We start from the raw sequence: 21,907 nt of genomic DNA, 5'->3' as shown, positions 1-21,907 counted from the left end.
ATGAACATAGAACGAGTCCTCAAAGAAAAATTCGGATTTGATGAATTCCGCCCTGGACAAAAGGAAGTGGTTGAATCATTGATGTCCGGCCGTAATACCTTAGCGATGCTCCCAACCGGATCAGGTAAATCATTATGTTACCAGCTGCCTGCTTATCTTTTAAATAAGACTGTCCTAATTGTCTCCCCGTTATTATCTTTAATGCAGGATCAAGCAGATCAGCTAAAGATGAGTGGCGAAAAAAGTGTATTGACCCTCAACTCTTTTTTGACGCTAAATCAAAAAAGGAAAGCTTTCGACCGGTTACATAGTTATCGTTTTATTTTTTTATCTCCTGAAATGCTAAGCCTGGATGGCGTGATAAAATCCTTGAAATCCATAGACATAGGTTTGTTCGTCATAGACGAAGCACACTGCATCTCACAATGGGGGTATGATTTCCGTCCGGATTATTTAAATTTAGGAGAAGTGAGGCGTGAATTGAACAATCCGTTGACTCTTGCCCTGACGGCAACTGCAACCGATGAGGTCCGGAGGGACATCGTTGGTAAACTCAACATTGGGCAGGCCAAGGAAATGGTATCATCTGTTGATCGGGAAAATATTGCAATTATTGTCGAGCGAATGTTCAGTTACGATGAGAAGCTAGCCCGTGTACTGGAACTTGTCAGGAAATTTACCGGAAGCGGAATTATTTATTTTTCCTCTAAAAAAGTGGCGGAATCAGTCACTGGGTTTTTACAGGATAACGGGATCGATAGTGTCAATTATTATCACGGTGGAATGGAACAGGAGCAAAGGATGCTCATTCAGCAGCAATTCATTTCCGGCCAGTTGAAAATTATATGTGCAACAAGTGCTTTTGGAATGGGTGTGAATAAATCGGATGTCAGATATGTTATTCATTTTCATATCCCGTCCACGATGGAAGCATATCTTCAGGAGATAGGCAGGGCTGGACGAGATCGGAAACAAAGTGTGGCTGTCTTATTATATAGCGAAGGGGATGAAGGGCTTCCCCTGCATTTGATGGAGCAACAGTTGCCTACGGATTCGCAAATCGATGGTGTATGTTCTTTCCTTAATGCATCACACAAAAATATGGCGAATTTGACCCTCTCGGAAAAAGAACAGCTGTCTCAATCCTTTTCGTTGAACGAAATCCAGCTCCGTTTTTTTACGCAGCTTATCACGGGCAATAACCTAGATCAAATGGCAGAGATGAAAGAGTATTGTCAAAAGAGAAAATCAAGGAATCAGGAAAAGCTGCATAAATTCCTTCACTGGATTTATACACAGGAATGTCGCCGTTTAGGGATACTGGACTACTTTGGAGAAAAGCATCGGGAAGTGAACCACATCTGCTGTGATATCTGTGGGATGGATGTCGAAAAAATGTCTGATGTATGGCCGGAAGTCAAGGTGGACCCGGTCAATTCCTTTTCCACTTGGAAAAAAGAATTGGCTTATATCTTATTAAAGAAGGAAAATGGCAATGAAAAATAAGCAAGCTGAAATTATTAAACAACTTACAGATAAACAGTTGCTATATAATTTGTTTCTTACGCAAATTATTCTCTTAACGTTAGCCTTCTTTTTAGGTATTATTTTATTTAAAGACCGTTCAGCTTTTTTCGACTTATTTATCTTTGATGACCTGAACATTTTGCTTATTGGAATTCCCGCTGGAGTCATTGTCGTGTTATTTGACTTATTGTTTATGAAAGTGACACCATCTTCCTATCAGGATGATGGTGGTATTAACGAACGCATTTTCAGTAATTTGTCATACCCGATGATTTTTGCCGTAACTTTAGTGGTTGCGATAAGTGAAGAAGTATTATTCCGTGGAGTGCTGCAAACACATTTTGGTTTGCTTCTTACGAGCCTCATTTTTGCAGCCGTTCATTATCGTTACCTTTTTAATTGGTTTTTATTTTTAAATGTTTTGGTTTTGAGCTTCTTTATCGGTTTTCTATTTGAAATGACCAATAATCTCATCGTGACGATAACAGCTCACTTTTTGATTGACTTTATCCTTGGTATTTTAATCAGGAACAAAAAGCAAAGAGGGTTTAGCAAGAAAGGGGGTGACTTGAATGAGCCGAGTGCAAAAGAATGAAAAAGAAAACGATCAGGCTGGTGAACTTCGTTCGCGAATTGAACGTCAGAAGGCTAAGTCCTCATTGCCCAAGCGGAGCAAAGTCCACCAGAATAAAAAGAAAAAAAGTAAAGTGAAGAAGTTCCCAATGATACAATTATTAGCATTATTTTTTATTTTACTTCCAATTGGATTTTACGCCCTTTATACATATCTGCAGGATAGGCCTGTACCTGTTGTGAAAAGTGACCAAGTCGTCTTTAGTGAGGAAGCTACTGAATCGATTCCAACTACAGCTACTGCAGATGATTTAAAGGAAAAAGAATCGGCAAAGGCTGAAGCGGAGAAAGAAAAAGAAGAAGCTGAGGAAAAAGCCAAAGCGCAGCAAGAAGCTGAAGAAAAAGCCAAAGTGCAGCAAGAAGCTGAAGAAAAGGCCAAAGCACAGCGAGAAGCTGAAGAAAAGGCCAAAGCACAGCGAGAAGCTGAGGAAAAGGCCAAAGCACAGCGAGAAGCTGAGGAAAAGGCCAAAGCGCAGCAAGAAGCTGATGAAAAAGCAAAGAAGGCAGAAACAGAAAAGAAAAAGGCTGCCGAAAATGTTCAAGCTGCGAAACCGGATAAAGAGGGATACAAAGTTGTCTTACATACTGTTCAAGGTGAAGAAACATTATTTCGAATTTCCATGAATTACTACAAATCACAGGAAGGGATTGCTCTGATCAGGGAGTGGAATGGGCTGAATGGCAATGAAATTTCCAAAGGTCAGGTATTGAAAATTCCTATCAAGAAATAACGATGGCACTCTGTCTTTATAGGCAGGGTGTTTTTAAGATTGGTTGACTTAGTTCAGTGTGAAGGTAAACGTGACAGGTACTTTATCATTTTTTCCTCTACTCTTTCATATCATGATTTGAAAGAGTAGAGGAGGAAATGCGATGGAATCGACAATCATTTTATTGGATGAGAAGACGGATCAAGCAACAAAGCAAATGCTGCAGAATGTCGTGGATCGAAAGAAAAAATTCGAGGCACTTAAAAAGAAGCACCTTCAAAGCTTATGGGCAACCATGATTGTTGCTGCCCTTTTTATGATTTATCTATATTTTTATATCGTTGTACCTTATTCCTATTCCTTTTTCAGTATGTTTAGTGTTTTCGTCGACCATTTTAGTCATTTCCTTTTTTTAGCATCAGCGATTGGTCTATATGGATATATGGTATTAATTAAAAAAAAGCTTGATAAAGCTGAAAAGGAGTTTCAACTGCTACGCTGTGAAATCATTAATAAAAGTAAGCAATTGTGGGAAAAAGAGGAAGAATGGAAAAGCCGCCATAAGGTATTTGAAATGATGAAGAAGAATTATGATATTAACTTATATCATGAAAATAAATGATGATCGCGTTAAATCATATTTAATTGCGGGTAATATGGTTTTATGGTTATATGAAAGTACGTTTGGGATAAGGATGGAAAGAAGGTTTAACTAAGATGTTATGGTTATCTGGATTATTTTTAGTCATCATTCTGCTGTCATTTGCCACGATCTTTTACATGTGGCGTACGGCTATGCTAGATAGGGTGATTTCTCAAGACTTATATTTCAAAGACTTTCCTGAAGGCTTTGGAGATGTTCGGATCTTTTTTATATCCGATCTTCATCGGCGGATCGTTGCGGATAAATTAATTGAGGACGCTCGTGACAAGGCAGATTTGGTGATAATCGGCGGTGACATTAGGGAAAGCGGGGTTCCCTTAGAACGCGTGGAAAAAAATTTATTGAAACTAAAAGAACTTGGTCCCCTTTATTTTGTTTGGGGTAATAATGATTATGAAGGAGACTTCCATGAACTGGATGCGACTCTTTTGAAACATGGTGTGAAAATCCTTGATAATACAGCTGTTTCTTTTGAGTCTCAAAATGGAAGCAAAATCGCTCTTCTGGGCATTGATGATATATCAGAAGAACGTGATAGGCTTGACCTTGCCCTGTCGGATTGCGGGAATGAAGATTTTCGGATTTTGGTGAGCCATAATCCATTGGTCAAGAAACAGTTGACTCCGGAACACCATATTAGTCTTGTCCTGTCAGGTCACACCCATGGCGGGCAGATTCGTATATTCGGATTCGGGCCCTATCAGATCGGCAGCATTGAAAAAGAGGGGGACTGTTTATATATGACCAGTAATGGCTATGGGACAAGCGCAGTGCCTTTAAGGCTTGAGGCTAAGCCGGAAACGCACCTCTTCACCCTGAGAAGGGGGACAGACACTGAAATAGGCGAAGCTGTGGAAAAGAACTATTAGGCTGTTATTAATCGAGCATATCGGAATTTTACAGACCATGAAAAATCCACTATAATTTCAACAAATGATCGTACAGTTATTGGAGGCCTTGTAAAACCATGCAAGAAGGTAAATATAATATAAAGGCAGTTTCAAAACTGCTGGACATTCAGTCGGGAACCCTTAGAGCATGGGAAAGGCGCTATAAATTTATCGAGCCTGTCAGGAATGAATCGGGGCACCGGCTGTATACTGAAAAACATCTGCAAATCCTTAAGTGGCTAATCAATAAAACAAAGCAAGGTTTTACAATAAGCCAAGCCGTTTCACTTCTTGAAAGTACTGGCACTCTAGCTCCTGGAGTTCCTGAAACGAACCGTAAGGATGAACAAGCGATTAAGTTTTCGGATGAATTAATCGAAGCTCTTTTGAATTTCAATGAAAATAAAGCTCATATGCTCATAAGCCAAGCATTCAGTATGTATACAATCGAACAAACCATAGTTGATGTAATTGGCTCAATATTGGTTCAGATTGGGGATAAGTGGGAAAGGGGAGAAATTACTTCCGCTCATGAACACTTTGCGTCCAACATCCTGAAATCCAGGATCAGTTCAGTTATGCATACCATTCCGACTAATGGTTTTCTTCCGAAAGCCCTTACCGTTTGTGCTCCCGGTGAAAAACATGAATTTGGACTGTTGGTCTTTACCGTTTTTTTGAAGAGGAAAGGGTATGAAACCATTTATTTAGGTGAATCCATTGCTGATAATGACCTTTTCACCGTTTTAAACATCATAAAACCCTCTTACCTATTCATGTCATGTTCACTGGAAGAGAATCTTGATGGAACATTTAGGCTGGTTGAAGCATTAATAAAGGATTTCCCGGATTTGAAGGTGGGCCTTGGCGGTGCGGCGCTGAGCCTTATTTCCGAGGAAAACCGTACGGACTTCAGTGGAGTTTTAATGGGGGACACGCAATCGAAGTGGGAGGAATGGCTGAAAGGTTAGCGGCGGCCGGCTTAAGAGAAATAATGGATATGCACCCTGCGACCAAGGCTTCATATGATGTATGAAGATGGTAACCAGGGGGCATTTTTTTATGAAGCTGGAGCGATTAACTAATAATAAAATCAAGATTTTTTTGACCCTTGATGATTTAATTGATAGAGGCATAACAAAAGAAGATATTTTAGGGAATTCCTTAAAGGTCCACAAGCTATTTCAGGATATGGTCGAAGAAGCGTGCGAAGAACTCAGCTTTAAAATGAGTGGCTCCATTGCAATCGAAATTTTCTCTTTGCCTGCACAAGGGTTGATAATCATCGTGACAAAGGACGAAGAGGAATTATTGACTGACGAAGAGGAATTCTTGGATTTACAAGTGAAAATAGATGACTTCCCCCATATTCTGTATGTATTCAATGACTTTGAAGATATCGTTCAATTATGTCGTAGATTATCTTTTCAAGGTTTGCTTAATAGTACTCTTTATCATTTTGAGGGAAGATACTATTTACTTATCGAAAATGTTAAAGACACGACGTATGACACGGTCATATCTTTAGCGGCTGAGTATGGCCATGCATCTACATTGACACTCAGCCGCATCAATGAATATGGAACATGTATAATCGAAAATGAAGCGATACATGTTTTGCTCACACACTTTAGCTGATGTAAAACAAATGAGACGAGGCATCCACATTATGGTAAAAACAATGCGGTTTGCCTTTTTTGTCTCAACTTTCTGCCGAAGAAGATATACGCAAAAGGAGTAAGAAAACAGTTGATATGATAACGTTTTCATTTTTAGAATATTTCCAACTTTTAAATTCCCATTTTTACTCTTGCATTAATGTAACGAAGGTGTATACTAGCACATGAAGAGGACTATTTGTACATTATAATTTTATATATGGAGATTTTCTAGGAGGTACTTTTAATGGAATCGGCAAAAGGCAATAGCCATGTAAATGAAGAAGAAAAACACGACGTACTGAGGTCTACCCAAACTGTAATACATAAAGCCTTGGATAAACTGGGTTACCCGGAAGAAGTTTTTGAGCTGTTGAAGGAACCATTGCGTTTATTAACGGTGAAGATACCGGTCCGCATGGATGATGGCTCGGTTAAAATTTTCACAGGTTACCGTGCCCAGCATAACGATGCTGTTGGGCCTACAAAAGGTGGTATCCGTTTTCACCCTAATGTAACGGAACGTGAAGTGAAGGCATTATCCATTTGGATGAGCTTGAAATGCGGTATCGTTGATTTGCCATACGGCGGGGGTAAAGGCGGTATCGTTTGTGATCCTCGTAATATGTCATTCCGTGAACTTGAAAGGCTGAGCCGGGGCTATGTTCGCGCAATTAGCCAAATCGTGGGGCCGACTAAAGATATCCCGGCACCTGATGTATTTACAAATTCCCAAATCATGGCTTGGATGATGGATGAATACAGCCGTATGGATGAATTCAACTCGCCAGGATTCATTACTGGTAAACCGCTAGTACTTGGTGGTTCTCATGGCCGTGAATCAGCCACTGCTAAGGGTGTGACGATTTGTATCAATGAAGCTGCCAAGAAACGCGGCATCGATATTAAAGGTGCACGGGTAGTCATTCAAGGTTTTGGTAACGCAGGTAGTTTCTTAGCTAAATTCATGCATGACGCAGGTGCTAAAGTTATTGGGATTTCGGATGCATATGGTGCTCTTCATGATCCTGAAGGATTGGATATCGATTATCTTCTCGATCGGAGAGATAGTTTCGGAACCGTAACGAAATTGTTTAAAAGCACAATTTCAAATAAAGAACTGCTTGAATTGGAATGTGATATTTTAGTTCCGGCTGCAATTGAAAACCAAATCACTGAAGAAAATGCTGCTGATATCAAAGCATCAATCGTTGTCGAGGCAGCTAACGGACCTACAACGATTGAAGCGACACAAATCCTAACGGATCGCGGAATCCTTCTTGTTCCTGATGTCCTTGCTTCTGCTGGCGGTGTAACGGTTTCTTACTTCGAATGGGTACAAAATAATCAAGGGTATTACTGGTCAGAAGAAGAAGTTGACGAAAAGCTGGAAAAAATCCTTGTGAAATCTTTTAATAACATTTATGAACTTGCACAATCAAGACGTGTTGATATGCGCCTAGCGGCTTATATGATTGGTGTAAGAAAAATGGCTGAAGCTTCTCGCTTCCGTGGTTGGATCTAAAAGATTCGAATCATGTATTGTTTTATAGTTAAAATCATGTTCATTGCATTATCATTGAAATGATTTGTAAAAACTCCTATCATGTATTGATAGGAGTTTTTATTTTTTAGACGAACGAATTACATAGTGCATGGAAAGGCAGTGGAATAAAGATGAATGTTGAAGAAGTCATTATCATAGGTGGGGGCCCTTGTGGATTGGCTGCTGCGCTCGCTCTTAAGGAAGTGGGAATACAGTCCTTGATCATTGAAAAAGGCAATGTGGTTGATTCCATTTACCGTTATCCGACACATCAAACATTTTTCAGTTCGAGTGAAAAACTCGAGATTGGTGATATTGCTTTTATAATCGAAAACCGTAAACCGGTCCGCAATCAGGCGCTTGCCTATTATAGGGAGGTAGTCAGAAGGAAAGAATTGCGGGTCAATACATTCGAAAAAGTGGAAAATGTGGAAAAACGAGAAGATGGGAAGTTTTTAGTCAAGACATCGAAAGGTGAGTATACAGCTTTGCATGTGATCATATCGACCGGTTACTATGATCATCCTAACTATATGTGCATACCGGGTGAACAGCTCCCTAAAGTGTATCATTACTTCAAGGAGGGCCATCCCTACTTCAATTGTGATGTTGCAGTCATCGGTGGCAAAAACTCAAGTGTGGATGCCGCTCTGGAATTGGTCAAATCAGGAGCAAGGGTTTCAGTCCTTTATAGAGGATCGGATTACTCTCCAAGTATCAAACCTTGGATTCTTCCTGAATTTGAAGCATTGGTCCGCAATGGAACCATCAAGATGGAATTTAATGCAAATGTTGACAGGATAACGGAAGACAGCGTCATTTACCATGTGGGGGATGAGGAAAAAGTCATTAAAAATGATTTTGTATTTGCAATGACTGGTTACCATCCTGACCATTCCTTTTTAGCTTCAATGGGCATTACTATTGATAAGGAGACTGGAAGGCCCGCATATAATGAGGAAACGATGGAGACGAACGTTAAAGGTCTTTATATTGCAGGAGTTCTGGCAGCCGGAAATAATGCGAACGAAATCTTCATCGAGAACGGCAGGTTTCATGGTGGATTGATTGCCTATCATTTGGCTGTTAAAGAAAAGTGAATTATTTAAATGAGGAGCAGTGACAGTATGGAAAAAATATCGTTAATAACGACTGGTGGGACTATTGCCAGTAAAGAAACTGTGAATGGTATGCTGGCCTCTGGTGCATTGACTGGCCATGAGTTGGCATCACTTTGCGAATTGCCCAACGATATCGAGGTAAAAGTGGTTGATCTTTTCCAGATCTCAAGCATGTCCATGTCCTTTGAGAAAATGCAACAGCTTAATTCAGCCATTCAAAAGGAATTGGAGGATCCCGAAGTTACGGGAATCGTCGTGACCCACGGTACGGATACACTTGAGGAAACTGCTTATTTCCTTGATGTCACGAGTATGGATCAACGACCTATAGTATTAACCGGCTCCCAACGTTCTCCTCAAGAGGTGGGCACCGATGTATATTCCAATCTTAGGAATTCGATATTATGCGCTGCGAGTGATCTTATTAGGGATGTTGGAGTAGTGGTCGTTTTTAATGAGCGGATCTATTCTGCAAAATATGTCAAAAAAGTTCATGCTTCCAATTTGCAGGGGTTCGAATCTTTTGGCTATGGATATTTGGGGATAATTGATAATGATGTCGTCAGCATCTATCAAAAACCTTTACATAGGGAGTGTTATGATATTCAGAATAGCATCCCAAGGGTGGATATCATCAAGTGCCATACAGGCGCTGATGGCCTCTTTATTGATGCTGCGGTTGCAAACGGTGCGAAAGGAATTGTGCTCGAGGGTGTAGGAAGGGGACAAGTTACCCCTGTAATGGTTACTTCCATACAAGCTGCAATCGATAAAGGAATTACGATCATCATGACTACAAGTGCAGAAGAAGGAAAAGTTTACCCAGCTTATGATTATGAAGGCAGCGCATTTGATTTAAAACAACGCGGTGTGATATTAGGAGCTGATTATGACAGCAAGAAGGCTCGAATCAAGTTAGCTGTCATGCTGGCAAGTGAAAACCCTATAGATGAGACCTTCTTTAAGTACTGAAGGATTAAATAAAAATTTGGAAGACTTGATTCTTGGATTCAGTTTTTCTTCATTCCATGGTACGATTAAGGAAAAGAAGATGAAAAGAGGGTCAGCTAATGCTGGTCATGTTGTCAGCGGCTATTGCGCCAGGATTGGCGCTACTGAGCTATTTCTATTTGAAAGATCAATATGAAACCGAACCGATATCGGTTGTGGTCAAAACATTTTTATTCGGTGTATTTCTTGTATTGCCGATTATGTTCATACAGTATGTGCTCGAAACCGAACATATCCTGAATACTGATTTAGCAAATGCTTTTTTATGGGCTGCATTGCTTGAGGAATTCTTCAAGTGGTTCATACTCATTTATGTTATTTATCAGCATGTGGCATTCGATGAGCCATATGATGGGATTGTTTACGGAGCTGCAGTCTCCCTTGGATTCGCCACAATGGAGAATATTTTATACCTGCTGGCCAACGGGGTGGAACACGCTTTTCTCAGGGCGGTACTCCCTGTATCCAGTCATGCTTTGTTCGGTGTGATCATGGGATATTATTTGGGCAAGGCGAAATTTTCGGCTTCGAATAATAGGGTCTATTTATTATTGGCATTGATCATACCGATTTCGTTACATGGGGTTTACGATTATATTTTAGTTTCCCAAAGATTTTGGGTGTACTTTATTATGCCATTCATGATTTATCTATGGTGGTTAGGCATGAAAAAAGTAAAGAAGGCACGTTTGTTGTCTGACTTTCACGCGAAAAAACTTTCACAAAATCATTACCTTAGCAAATGACGAATACTATCAAAACGGAGTGCTGGCATATTTTGCCCGCTCCGTTTTTTTTATGTTTGGAATAAAAAAACCCGAAAAGAAGAAAATAGAATTACATTAATTCAAGAAAAAGAGGAGTGTTTTTGATGAAAGGAATTTCGTCAAAATGGAAATGGCTTTTGCTGTTTTCGTGTATAACTATATGTTTCGTAATTTACCCGGAAACAAGAACAAATGCCTTTTCGGGCCAAGTCATTCAAAAGGGTGCGGTTGGGGATGATGTAATTGAGCTGCAGGCACGCCTGCAAAACATCGGTTACTATAAAGGCAAGATTGATGGAGCCTATGGATGGGGCACTTATTGGGCACTTCGAAACTTTCAACAAGATTTCGGGCTTCCAATCGATGGTTTGGCAGGGACAACAACAAAACAGAAGTTGACGAATGCGTCTAATTTCAATAAACAATTTGTTCACGAACAGATCAATAAAGGGAACGAGTTCACCTATTATGGGGGAGTCCCCATTGAAAAACAGGTAAAAGCGAAAGGAAATAAATCTACTTCCGGAGGGGCCGCTTCCGGAAAGGCCCCTTCCAAAACAACGACATCAGCCAATCTTCCAGGAGGATATTCTCAAAACGATATTCAGCTGATGGCCAATGCCGTTTATGGAGAGGCACGAGGGGAGCCATATACTGGTCAGGTTGCTGTTGCAGCAGTAATTCTGAATAGAGTGGAAAGTGCTGCCTTTCCTAATACCATTTCGGGAGTGATTTTTGAACCTGGGGCCTTTACGGCTGTTGCGGATGGGCAGATTTGGCTGACACCGAACGAAAGGGCGAAAGAAGCCGTGGTGGATGCTATCAACGGGTGGGATCCAAGCGGTAATGCAGAATATTACTTTAATCCTAATACAGCAACAAGCAAATGGATCTGGTCAAGGGAACAAATTAAAAGAATCGGAAAACATATCTTTTGTAAGTAAAGAGGTGAAGGAAAATGATCAGGAATATAGTGATTGCCCTGCTTGTTGTAGTTGTTGCGGGAACTGCATTCTGGGGCTATCAAGAACATAAGGAAAAAAATGCTATATTAATCAACGCTGAAAATACGTATCAGCGAGCCTTTCATGATTTAAGCTATCAAGTGGATTTATTGCACGATAAGGTCGGCAGTACTTTGGCCATGAATTCACGTTATTCATTAAGTCCGGCTTTAACAGATGTTTGGCGTATCACTTCCGAAGCCCAAAGTGATGTCGGGCAGTTGCCATTGACCTTGCTTCCTTTTAATAAGACAGAGGAACTTTTATCTAAAATTGCGGACTTCAGTTATAAAACAGCGGTGCGTGACCTTGAAAAAGAACCATTGAATGATAAGGAATATGCGACTCTCCAATCCTTGTACACACAGGCCGGGGACATCCAGGGCGAGTTAAGAAAAGTGCAGTATCTAGTCCTTAAAAACAATTTAAGATGGATGGATGTCGAAATGGCTCTTGCATCAGGGAAAGAAAATTCGGATAACACGATCATCGACGGATTAAAGACTGTAGAGAAAAAAGTATCTGGGTACGGGGAAACGAATGAGATGAATCCGACTTTTACTTCTGCACAACAGAGGGATGAAAATTTCAAAAATTTGCAAGGTGAAACCATTACTAAAGAAGAAGCAATTGCGACGGCAAAAAACTATGCACATTCAAAAAGCAAGAATTTGAAGGTGAATGTGGAAGAGAACGGAAAAGGTTCCGATTTTGGATTTTATAGTGTGAGCATCCTCGATAAAGATTCCGACACCGAATTGAATATGGATTTGACAAAAAAAGGCGGTTACCCTATTTGGTATATCAATAATAGGGACGTGAACAAAACAAATATTGATTTGAATCAAGCCTATACAAAAGCCGAAGAGTTTTTAAAGGAACATGATTTCAGTTCACTTGAATTATTTGAAAGTGCTCAATACGATAATATCGCATTATTGAATTTCGTAACATCAGAAAATGGCGTCAAGATTTATCCAGATTCAGTCAAGGTCAAAATCGCATTGGATGATGGATCCGTTATAGGGTTTTCAGCCGACGAGTATTTAAAATCACATAAAACCAGGGAAATAGGGAATCCGAATATATCCGAAAAAGAAGCTAAGGACAAAATCAACAATAATGTAAAAATAATGGAAGAAGGAAAGGCGTTAATCATCAATGATATCGGTGAAGAAGTTCTTTGTTATGAATTTCTCGGTACGATTAAAGATGATACCTACCGTATTTTCATTAATGCAGATACCGGTCAAGAAGAAAAGGTGGAAAAATTAAAGAACTCCGAACCGATATACGAGAATATAATTTAATTTTAAAAAATGAATCATTAGTTGTAGGGAAATGTGCTTGGTCACTTTCCCTTTTTCTTATTTCATGACATAATAATTTAAAGATAATTGGATTATATAGGAAAAATAGTAGGTAATATTATGCAGTTTCATTCCGATCAAAAAGGACGTGGACGACGATGGTTAAAATTGGTGATATATTAATGCTCGAACCGAAATACTCACAACAGAAGGAAAAGTTCAATTGTATGGTTGTCGAAATGGGACCGGGTTGTGTATATACCGACTTTCCCATCAATGTAGGGACTGGAAAAATAGCATTTCTCATGGATGGGACGAAGTTCAAAGTCACATTTTCCAATGAAGGGCAGGCTGTTTATGTATTCGATTCAGAAGTGCTTGGAAAAGTGAAAGGTAGAATACCCATGATGCAACTATTGCTGCCCGAAGCAGAAACGTTTGTGAAAATCCAAAGGAGGCAATACATGCGCCTGGATGTAACCTTGGATACAGCCATTCATCCAGAACATACCGAGTTTAACCCTTTTCGCGCATTAACGGAGGATATCAGTGCAGGCGGAGCTTCGATAAGGCTTTTAAAAGGAACTAATATTCAATCGGTTTCGCAATTATACCTGGATGGCGCTAGCGTTAAAATCAGGTGAGATTCATTATTTAAGGCTAAAAAGTAAAGTCATTCGCATTGATCCTGCTAAAAATGATGTACAGACAGTAATGAGATTTATATTTGAAAAACAGGTGGATTTAAAGAAAAAAGGCCTGTATGTTTAACATGATTGAATGAAAAACAGCGATTCCATCCATACTGCTAATATAAACGGATGGAGGGTGCGGCTTATGAAAACATTTGAAAGACTATTAATTAAAGTGATCGTCATCCAATTGGCCTGCTTATTTTTTTTCCAGTTCCTTTTGAGCAGGGAGGATCAAATCTTTGATTTGACCAAGCTCTCGAGGTATGAAGGTGTCACCAGCAATAATTATACGAAAATCATTGAAACATTCAATGGGACCCAAAAGTAAAGCGGTGATCCGCTTTTTTTGTATGAAGATTTTCAGGTAAAGGATAACTTTTGATGGCTGTAGCGATCAAGAAAAGAACAAAGGTTATTTTGAAAGTACACATCCCTTTTATTAATGATTTTCCCGCTAGTTGTGATAAAATGAAAGGGTACTAAATAATCAGCATGATTGTAGGATTCTTGGGAGGATTTATGGAAAAAAAATTATCAGTCGCAATCGATGGACCAGCTGCTGCTGGAAAAAGCACGGTTGCTAAAATTGTTGCAGAAAAGTTCAATTACATATATGTGGATACAGGTGCAATGTACAGGGCCCTTACCTATAAGGCCCTTAATCAAAAGATTCGCCTGGATGATGAACAAGCATTATCAGAAGTTCTCATCAATACGGAAATCGAATTAAGACCAAGTGAAAACGGACAGTTAGTGTTCTTGGATAATGAGGACGTGACAGCCCAGATCAGGAACAATGAAGTGACTGGTTCCGTTTCGGAAGTTGCAAAGCACCGGAGCATCCGGGAAGAATTGGTTCGCAGGCAGCAAATCTTTGGTGAAAATGGCGGTGTCGTCATGGATGGCAGGGACATCGGTACGCATGTTTTGCCAAACGCCGAAGTAAAGGTATTTCTAATCGCTTCTGTGGATGAAAGGGCACAGCGGAGGCATCAGGAAAATATATCGAAAGGTTTTCCATCAGATATCGAAAAATTAAGGGAAGAAATCGCAACACGGGACAAGCTGGACTCCGAGCGCGAGGTATCGCCACTGAAAAAGGCAGCGGATGCTATCGAAATCGATACGACTTCATTATCGATTCAGGAAGTTGCAGAAAGTATCATGTCTTTAATAGAAGAGAGGAAAAGATGACATTGGATTTTTACACATTTGCCAAGAACGTCGTAAAAGGCATTTTAATGCCTTCGTTTAGGGTTAAAGCGCTCGGAAAGGAACATATCCCTAAAGAGGGCGGAGTATTGATCTGTGCCAATCACATTGATAATTTGGATCCGCCCATAGTTGGCATGACATCTCCAAGGGATATCCATTTCATGGCGAAAGAAGAGTTGTTTCAAGCACCTATTTTAAAGGGTATATTACCCAGAGTAAATGCATTTCCCGTGAAGCGGGGCAATAGCGATCGGGAATCCCTTAGAAAAGGTTTGAAGCTTTTGAAGGAAGGCAAGGCGATTGGTCTGTTTCCCGAGGGAACCAGAAGTAAAACTGGTGAATTGGGAGAAGGTTTGGCGGGGGCTGGATTTTTCGCGTTGCGGTCTGATGCCGTTATCATACCGTGTGCAATCATCGGCCCGTATAAATTTTTGCGTCCGTTGAAAGTCGTTTACGGTCCTCCAATAAATTTTACCGAATATCGCGAACAGAAAATATCAGCCGATGAAGCTACAAAAATCATCATGGACCATATTCGGAAATTGATTTCCGAGCATAAATAGTCCTTCATACTTGACAATTTTCTGTTTTTGTTAGAATTTATAAAATAAGGGTATTGTTCCTTATTGCAGATGAAAAGGAATATAACTTTATTACTCTAAAAAAACTGTTTTTATCTTTATTAGGAAAGTGTTTTTATTGAACCACTTAAATAAAATATGTGGCCGATGAAGAGGAAATTTGCTGATCAGTCATGGGTTAAGGAGGAGTTAGTAATGACAGAAGATATGAACCAGGTAGAAGTGAACAATTACAAAGTAGGGGATCAAGTTAAAGCAACCGTTTCAAAGGTAGAAGAAAAACAGGTCATTGTCGATGTGGAAAACAGCAAGACGGATGGAATCATACCCATCAGTGAGCTTTCAAGCCTGCATGTCGAAAAGGCGTCAGATGCCGTTGCGGAAGGTGATGCATTGGAGCTGGAAGTCATTAAAGTCGAAGAAGAAGCTCTTATTCTATCAAAACGTAAAATTGACGCTTTAAAAGCATGGGATGACCTGGAATTGAAATTTGAAAATGGAGACGTATTTGAGGCAGAAGTTAAAGATGTCGTCAAAGGCGGGCTTGTTGTAGATCTAGGCGTACGTGGTTTTGTTCCAGCTTCTCTAGTAGAAGACTATTTCGTTGAAGACTTTTCTGATTACAAAAACAAAACTTTAACATTCAAGATCGTTGAGCTTGAGAAAGACAAGAATCGCTTAATCCTCTCACATCGGGCAGTGGTCCAAGACCAAAAGGAAAAGCAAAAAGCAAACGTTTTGGATAAGATTGATAGCGGGCAAGTGCTTGAGGGAGTGGTCCAAAGGATTACCGATTTTGGTGCATTCGTGGATATTGGAGGCGTAGACGGCCTTGTCCACATTTCCCAGCTTTCCCATCAGCATGTCGACAAGGCATCCGATGTCGTTTCCGAAGGGGATAAGGTGCAGGTGAAAGTACTATCCATCGATCGTGATAATGAAAGGATTTCACTTTCCATTAAGGATACCCTTCCGGGACCTTGGGCAGGCATTGCAGAAAAAGCGGCCAAAGGCTCTACACTGGAAGGTATCGTCAAGCGCCTTGTTTCTTTCGGTGCATTCGTGGAGATTTTTCCAGGGGTAGAAGGGCTTGTCCATATTTCACAGATTTCGCACAAGCATATTGCCACACCGCAAGAAGTACTTAAAGAAGGCCAGTCTGTCAAAGTGAAAGTGCTGGAAGTCAATGAAACGGACCAACGTCTATCATTAAGCATTAAGGAACTTGAAGAACCTCAATCCAATTACAACACATCAGATTATGAGCTCCCAGAAGAATCGAAGGGCTTTCAGCTAGGTGAAATGATCGGTGATCAATTGAAAAAACTAAAATAAGATAATAATGGTGATGGCCTTGGAGAGAAAACAACGAAAATTAGATCATATAGAATTTGCACTAAAGACAGGACAGCAGCATAAAACCGGGCTAGAAGATATTTCGTTTATTCACCAAAGCTTACCAGGTATTTCCTTGAATAATGTGAAACTCACAGCAGAAGTTGGCGAACTTGAATTAAGTTCGCCAATTTTTATAAATGCCATGACCGGAGGCGGAGGCCCTGAAACCGAGAAATTGAATGGTGACCTAGCCATTGCAGCACGGGAAACGGGAATCGCCATGGCGGTAGGATCGCAAATGGCAGCCATCAAGGATTCTGGCCAGCAAGCTTCTTTTAAAGTTGTAAGGAAGGAAAATCCTGATGGTGTGTTGATTGGTAATCTCGGTGGTGAAGCAACAGTCGAACAGGCTAAGCGGGCAAGCGAAATGATCGGGGCCAATGCCCTTCAGATTCATATTAACGTCATCCAGGAATTGACGATGCCTGAAGGGGACAGGGATTTTGCGGGCACCCTTTCGAGAATAGAAAAAATCAACAGAACGATCGGAATTCCTGTCATCGTAAAAGAGGTTGGATTTGGGATGAGTATGGAAACGGTGCGGCAATTACATTCCGTGGGTGTTTCGATCATTGATGTAGGCGGGTTTGGCGGAACGAATTTTGCTAAAATCGAGAACGAAAGACGAGCAAAAATACTCGGATATTTTAATGAATGGGGCATACCGACAGCCGCTTCGATTGTCGAAGCAGTTAATGTTTCACCACAGCTTTCAGTCATTGGGTCGGGTGGCATTCAAAGCCCTTTGGAAATTACAAAAAGCTTGGCATTAGGAGCGAAAGGAGTCGGATTGGCCGGACATTTCCTCAAGATCTATAAAGAGTTGGGCTTGGAACAATTGATTAAAGAAATACATTACATACATGAAGATTTGAAGGTCATCATGACTGCACTCGGGTGCGGTAATATCCCAGAATTAAGGAAATCGAAATTAGTCATCAAAGGAAATACCTATCATTGGTTATCTCAAAGAGGCATTGATTGTTCGGCGTATGCTAAATGAATGACCACAAAAGGAAGCATCTCAATTGAAACGAATTGAGATGCTTCTTTTTGTTCAGGGACAGACTTAACTATTCCTTTTTCGTGCCTCTTCAGGGCCTTCCATTCTTGTTGCCCCTTTATGATCCAGTGATTGGTCCCTGTCGGACTCCACCCGTTTACTTTCTTTCAATTTCTTCTCTTGCCGATCTTTTCCCATGTTCACACCTCCTTTTAATTGATAGGGGGAAGGTTTTCCTCATTAAATGCCGTGCTTTATGTTTATACTTTGAATAAACAAGCCATAATGTTCCTAAAAGGGGGGACGTTGCATGGATGGAATTATATTTTATTGGATTTCATGGATAGTTTGGGTCATTGTCATGTTTTTTATTCCGAAAACGGTTCCCTTTCGTTTTGATTTTCTTTTTCATCTATTAGCCGTTATGATATTAGCGGGCTATAAACTGGAGGTTCCATTGGTTTCCGTTCATTTGAGCGGTCCGTACCTTTTCTTTATACTGTGTGTATATATTAGGAAGAAATCAATCATCAAGATGATGGAACTGATCAGCGGAAGTCTTATTATCACTCTCGCTTATGCCAGTTTTCAACTATTTTCTTTGCTTGATCCGATATGGCTCATCATGAAGCCCTCTTATCTTTTGTGTATTTTCCTGAATTATCTTATCCTATTACTTTTTAAAAATTGGAAATATCGATTGTTCGTCCTTTTAATTGGGATGATGATGGGAGATATCATATATTCTGGATTACTTGCTTACCACTCTTTACCTTATGTGGCCCTTGCTTACCCATGGCATGATGATGCAGTTCTGGTATTGGGCGCAAACATACTGTGGAGAATGTTGGAAATGGTTGGCCAATACATTTATTTAATATCCCAATCGAGATTTTTATCAAAACAAGGAAAAGAGAATTTTAATCAATGAAGAGTATGGTGAAAAATGGTATGGGGTATTAGCCGTTTTATCAAAAGGTAGAAGTATAAATGGAACCAATTGGAATTGGAAGGCTTTTATTCATACAATCATTGTTGATTGGCGAGAAATTTGTTACTATAGGATAGTTAGAGGTCTGTAGATAAATCGTAAAATGCTCTAAACAATTAAAAAGGAAGCCGTATGTCGAAGCTTTCTTCATTTTTTTGGGCTGTTTATAATCAAGTTTGAGCATGAAGGGGTTCGGCTTCACGTCGCTTTAGGAACCGGGGCGTCAAGTGGACAAACTGCCCGTGAATTCTTGATGAGTTTAACTGAACATCAGTTAGGATTTTCTTACTGATGAAAGATTCCTTTAAATGATGATGGATACAGCCTTTTCCTTTAAAAGGAAATGATGAAAATCAATAATGCAAAGCAACCGTAATAAATGCATTCATGAATTTCGTGACTTTGACAGAGATATAGTAGCAGAAAGGGTGAATAGCAATGCCAAAACCGGTAATTGCGATAGTCGGTCGTCCGAACGTGGGAAAATCGACAATCTTTAATAGAATAGTTGGAGAACGGGTTTCGATTGTCGAAGACGTTCCTGGAGTAACTCGGGACAGGATTTATAGTTCTGGTGAATGGTTGACACATGATTTTAACATAATTGATACAGGTGGAATTGATATCGGTGACGAGCCGTTCCTGGAACAAATTCGCCAGCAGGCTGAAATTGCCATCGACGAAGCTGATGTGATAATTTTTATGACGAATGGTCGTGAAGGGGTAACGGCTGCTGATGAAGAAGTAGCTAAGATACTCTATAAATCGAGAAAGCCAGTTGTCCTTGCAGTAAATAAAGTCGATAACCCGGAAATGAAAGATCAAATTTATGATTTCTATGCGTTAGGTTTTGGGGATCCATTCCCGATCTCCGGGTCTCATGGACTTGGTCTTGGTGACCTTCTGGATGAAGCGGCCAAACATTTCCCTAATTTCAGCGGCCAGGATTATGCTGATGATGTCATTAAATTCAGTTTGATTGGAAGACCGAACGTAGGTAAGTCATCTCTGGTCAATGCATTGTTAGGTGAAGAACGTGTCATTGTAAGTGATATTGAAGGTACGACTCGCGACGCGATTGACTCTCCTTATAAATATAATGGCAAAGAATATGTCATTATTGATACAGCAGGGATGCGGAAAAAAGGTAAAGTGTATGAAAGCACGGAAAAATATAGCGTACTTCGTGCATTAAGGGCAATTGAGCGTTCAGACGTTGTTCTTGTGGTCCTGAACGCTGAAGAAGGTATTCGTGAGCAGGATAAAAAAATTGCCGGATATGCCCATGAAGCGGGTAGGGCGGTCATCATCGTCGTCAATAAGTGGGATGCCATCGAGAAAGATGAAAAAACGATGAAGGATTTTGAAGAAAATATCCGTGCCCATTTCCTATTCTTGGATTATGCGCCAATCATTTATCTTTCTGCTTTAACGAAAAAACGGACACATACATTAATACCGGTCATTGATCAGGCTAGTGAGAATCATGCTATCCGGGTTCAAACAAATGTCTTGAATGAAGTGGTCATGGATGCCGTTGCGATGAATCCGACACCGACTCACAATGGCAACCGTTTGAAAATTTATTATACGACTCAGGTAGCGATCAAGCCGCCAACTTTCGTTGTATTCGTTAACGATCCAGAGTTACTGCATTTTTCATATGAGAGATTTTTAGAAAATCGAATTAGGGATGCCTTTGGTTTTGAAGGAACACCAATACGAATTTTTGGACGCCAGAGAAAATAGTAAAGGTGGTTATATCATGGTGAAAGATAAAGAAAGTATCGCAGTGATTGGAGCTGGGAGCTGGGGAACTGCTTTAGCGCTCGTAATCGCCGATAATCAGCATGAAGTGAGATTGTGGGGACATAATCAGAAACAAATCAATGAAATAAATCAAAATCATACGAATGAAAAATACTTGCCTGGGATTGAATTGCCTTTGGGGATTAAAGGTTATTCTTCCCTTAAGGAAGCGTTGGCCGGGATTGAAATAATTATTTTGGCTGTGCCGACCAAAGCCTACAGGGAAGTGCTTGGTCAGATAAAAGAGGCTCATGATAAACCATTGACAATCGTTCATGTGAGTAAGGGAATTGAACCTGATTCACTGCTTCGTATATCAGAAATGATTGAAGAAGTGTCTTCGGCTGAATGGCTTAAGGATATAGTGGTTCTTTCAGGACCGAGCCATGCAGAGGAAGTAAGTCTGCGTCACCCGACAACAGTTGCCGTTTCTTCAAAGAATATGAAGGCTGCCGAAAGGGTTCAGGACATCTTTATCAATAATAATTTCCGTGTATATACAAATCCGGACATGGTTGGTGTTGAAATCGGAGGGGCATTGAAGAACATCATTGCTTTGGCCGCCGGCATTACGGATGGTTTAGGCTATGGGGATAATGCCAAGGCTGCATTAATGACACGAGGATTGGCTGAAATATCCCGTCTAGGGGTGGCCATGGGGGCTAACCCACTAACGTTTTCAGGTTTAGCTGGGATTGGCGACTTGATCGTCACTTGTACAAGCGTTCATTCCCGTAATTGGAGAGCTGGGAATATGCTTGGTAAAGGGCAAAAGCTTGAAGAAGTTTTGGAAAACATGGGTATGGTCGTTGAAGGTGTCAGAACCACTAAAGCTGCCTATCAACTAGCCAAAAAGTACGAAGTGAACATGCCGATCACAGAAGCTTTGTACGATGTTTTATTCAATGGGGAAGAAGTGAAAAAGGCTGTTGACCTTTTGATGAATCGTTCAAAAACGAATGAGATGGAAGAACTTTACAACATATTGGATAGCAGGCAGCAGGATTAACCTCCAATTTGTTGATTTTCATAAAAGAATTTCATTAAATTAGGCATTTGATGATGCGCCTTGCCGTGTATCAGCATACAATGCAACGAAAGTAAACTAGTAATTTGACCACGGCACGGGGGATTTAGTCAAATGAGCAGAAGATATTCAGATATCTTCTGCTTTTTTTTATGGTCAAAAAATCATCTGTTCTCTGTGGATTTATGCAATAGTGAATGGTTTATTCAGTATTGCATAGATCATTCTACATATTTCCTTGTTTTTAGTTAAAAATCGACTATTTTTTTTTGGTATGAAAATTGCGAAGTGTAATATGACCAAAGAATTATAAGAGAGGCCAGAAAAGTTGGTTTACTTTTCTCGCT

At 40.2% G+C, this 21,907-nt stretch carries 23 protein-coding genes; 22 read left to right on the top strand and 1 reads right to left on the bottom strand.

The annotated features are described in order from the left end of the window. The 19 genes from MKY17_RS17980 (at position 1) to fni (ending at position 17,733) form a co-directional block, all read left to right on the top strand. Entirely contained in the window at positions 1-1,506 is a 1,506-nt protein-coding gene (locus MKY17_RS17980) for an ATP-dependent DNA helicase RecQ (RefSeq protein ID WP_339200264.1), read from the top strand. Then, positions 1,496-2,122: a CPBP family intramembrane glutamic endopeptidase gene (locus MKY17_RS17975; protein WP_098370804.1), complete on the top strand. Its 627-nt coding sequence runs from the start codon at positions 1,496-1,498 to the stop codon at positions 2,120-2,122. The genes MKY17_RS17980 and MKY17_RS17975 overlap by 11 nt, the downstream gene beginning before the upstream one ends. After that, entirely contained in the window at positions 2,100-2,891 is a 792-nt protein-coding gene (locus MKY17_RS17970) for a LysM peptidoglycan-binding domain-containing protein (RefSeq protein WP_185151420.1), read from the top strand. The genes MKY17_RS17975 and MKY17_RS17970 overlap by 23 nt, the downstream gene beginning before the upstream one ends. A 142-nt stretch (positions 2,892-3,033) precedes the next feature. Continuing rightward, on the top strand, positions 3,034-3,492 hold the full coding sequence (locus MKY17_RS17965) for a YpbF family protein (RefSeq protein WP_141993581.1): 459 nt from the start codon (positions 3,034-3,036) through the stop codon (positions 3,490-3,492). 95 nt (positions 3,493-3,587) lie between these two features. Then, entirely contained in the window at positions 3,588-4,403 is an 816-nt protein-coding gene (locus tag MKY17_RS17960) for a metallophosphoesterase (protein ID WP_098370801.1), read from the top strand. A gap of 98 nt (positions 4,404-4,501) precedes the next feature. Then, the gene (locus MKY17_RS17955) at positions 4,502-5,395 is read left to right on the top strand and encodes a MerR family transcriptional regulator (protein WP_098370800.1); all 894 of its coding nucleotides are present in this window, start codon (positions 4,502-4,504) and stop codon (positions 5,393-5,395) included. 91 nt (positions 5,396-5,486) lie between these two features. Beyond that, entirely contained in the window at positions 5,487-6,062 is a 576-nt protein-coding gene (locus tag MKY17_RS17950) for a genetic competence negative regulator (RefSeq protein WP_098370799.1), read from the top strand. Between the two features lie 267 nt (positions 6,063-6,329). After that, on the top strand, positions 6,330-7,607 hold the full coding sequence (locus MKY17_RS17945) for a Glu/Leu/Phe/Val dehydrogenase (protein WP_048681753.1): 1,278 nt from the start codon (positions 6,330-6,332) through the stop codon (positions 7,605-7,607). A 152-nt stretch (positions 7,608-7,759) separates the two neighbouring features. Next, positions 7,760-8,728, top strand: coding sequence for a YpdA family putative bacillithiol disulfide reductase (locus MKY17_RS17940; RefSeq protein WP_098370798.1), 969 nt, complete (start codon positions 7,760-7,762; stop codon positions 8,726-8,728). 27 nt (positions 8,729-8,755) lie between these two features. After that, positions 8,756-9,721, top strand: a complete 966-nt coding sequence (locus tag MKY17_RS17935; RefSeq protein WP_098370797.1) for an asparaginase — start codon at positions 8,756-8,758, stop codon at positions 9,719-9,721. Between the two features lie 98 nt (positions 9,722-9,819). After that, complete coding sequence (gene prsW / locus MKY17_RS17930) at positions 9,820-10,506, top strand: glutamic-type intramembrane protease PrsW (RefSeq protein WP_098370796.1); 687 nt, start codon at positions 9,820-9,822, stop codon at positions 10,504-10,506. Positions 10,507-10,631: 125 nt separating this feature from the next. Then, positions 10,632-11,471: a spore cortex-lytic enzyme gene (gene sleB / locus MKY17_RS17925; protein WP_098370795.1), complete on the top strand. Its 840-nt coding sequence runs from the start codon at positions 10,632-10,634 to the stop codon at positions 11,469-11,471. A 14-nt stretch (positions 11,472-11,485) separates the two neighbouring features. Continuing rightward, entirely contained in the window at positions 11,486-12,841 is a 1,356-nt protein-coding gene (gene ypeB, locus MKY17_RS17920) for a germination protein YpeB (protein ID WP_098370794.1), read from the top strand. 158 nt (positions 12,842-12,999) lie between these two features. Further along, a complete protein-coding gene (locus MKY17_RS17915; protein WP_098370793.1) occupies positions 13,000-13,485 on the top strand; it encodes a flagellar brake domain-containing protein in 486 nt (161 codons plus the stop codon). A 193-nt stretch (positions 13,486-13,678) separates the two neighbouring features. Then, positions 13,679-13,864: a YpfB family protein gene (locus MKY17_RS17910; protein ID WP_098370792.1), complete on the top strand. Its 186-nt coding sequence runs from the start codon at positions 13,679-13,681 to the stop codon at positions 13,862-13,864. 191 nt (positions 13,865-14,055) lie between these two features. After that, complete coding sequence (gene cmk / locus MKY17_RS17905) at positions 14,056-14,730, top strand: (d)CMP kinase (RefSeq protein ID WP_098370791.1); 675 nt, start codon at positions 14,056-14,058, stop codon at positions 14,728-14,730. Between the two features lie 2 nt (positions 14,731-14,732). After that, the gene (locus MKY17_RS17900) at positions 14,733-15,314 is read left to right on the top strand and encodes a lysophospholipid acyltransferase family protein (RefSeq protein WP_098370847.1); all 582 of its coding nucleotides are present in this window, start codon (positions 14,733-14,735) and stop codon (positions 15,312-15,314) included. Between the two features lie 213 nt (positions 15,315-15,527). Continuing rightward, positions 15,528-16,667, top strand: coding sequence for a 30S ribosomal protein S1 (gene rpsA / locus MKY17_RS17895; protein ID WP_098370790.1), 1,140 nt, complete (start codon positions 15,528-15,530; stop codon positions 16,665-16,667). A gap of 19 nt (positions 16,668-16,686) precedes the next feature. After that, positions 16,687-17,733 carry a type 2 isopentenyl-diphosphate Delta-isomerase gene (gene fni, locus MKY17_RS17890; RefSeq protein ID WP_098370846.1) on the top strand — a complete coding sequence of 349 codons (1,047 nt, stop codon included), beginning with the start codon at positions 16,687-16,689 and terminating at the stop codon, positions 17,731-17,733. Between the two features lie 66 nt (positions 17,734-17,799). On the opposite strand, the gene MKY17_RS17885 is transcribed toward fni, so the two are convergent. Beyond that, complete coding sequence (locus MKY17_RS17885; RefSeq protein ID WP_076365623.1) at positions 17,800-17,931, bottom strand: YpzI family protein; 132 nt, start codon at positions 17,929-17,931, stop codon at positions 17,800-17,802. 112 nt (positions 17,932-18,043) lie between these two features. Between MKY17_RS17885 and MKY17_RS17880 the strand changes: the two genes are divergently transcribed. The 3 genes from MKY17_RS17880 (at position 18,044) to MKY17_RS17870 (ending at position 21,542) form a co-directional block, all read left to right on the top strand. After that, positions 18,044-18,664, top strand: coding sequence for a hypothetical protein (locus MKY17_RS17880; RefSeq protein WP_098370789.1), 621 nt, complete (start codon positions 18,044-18,046; stop codon positions 18,662-18,664). Positions 18,665-19,162: 498 nt separating this feature from the next. Further along, complete coding sequence (der, locus tag MKY17_RS17875; RefSeq protein WP_098370788.1) at positions 19,163-20,473, top strand: ribosome biogenesis GTPase Der; 1,311 nt, start codon at positions 19,163-19,165, stop codon at positions 20,471-20,473. A gap of 16 nt (positions 20,474-20,489) precedes the next feature. After that, a complete protein-coding gene (locus MKY17_RS17870) occupies positions 20,490-21,542 on the top strand; it encodes an NAD(P)H-dependent glycerol-3-phosphate dehydrogenase (protein ID WP_141993572.1) in 1,053 nt (350 codons plus the stop codon). Positions 21,543-21,907: the final 365 nt, after the last annotated feature.

This window comes from Peribacillus sp. FSL P2-0133 (genome assembly GCF_037975445.1).
Lineage (GTDB): Bacteria > Bacillota > Bacilli > Bacillales > DSM-1321 > Peribacillus > Peribacillus simplex_E.
This window is presented reverse-complemented; position numbering and strand designations above follow the sequence as displayed.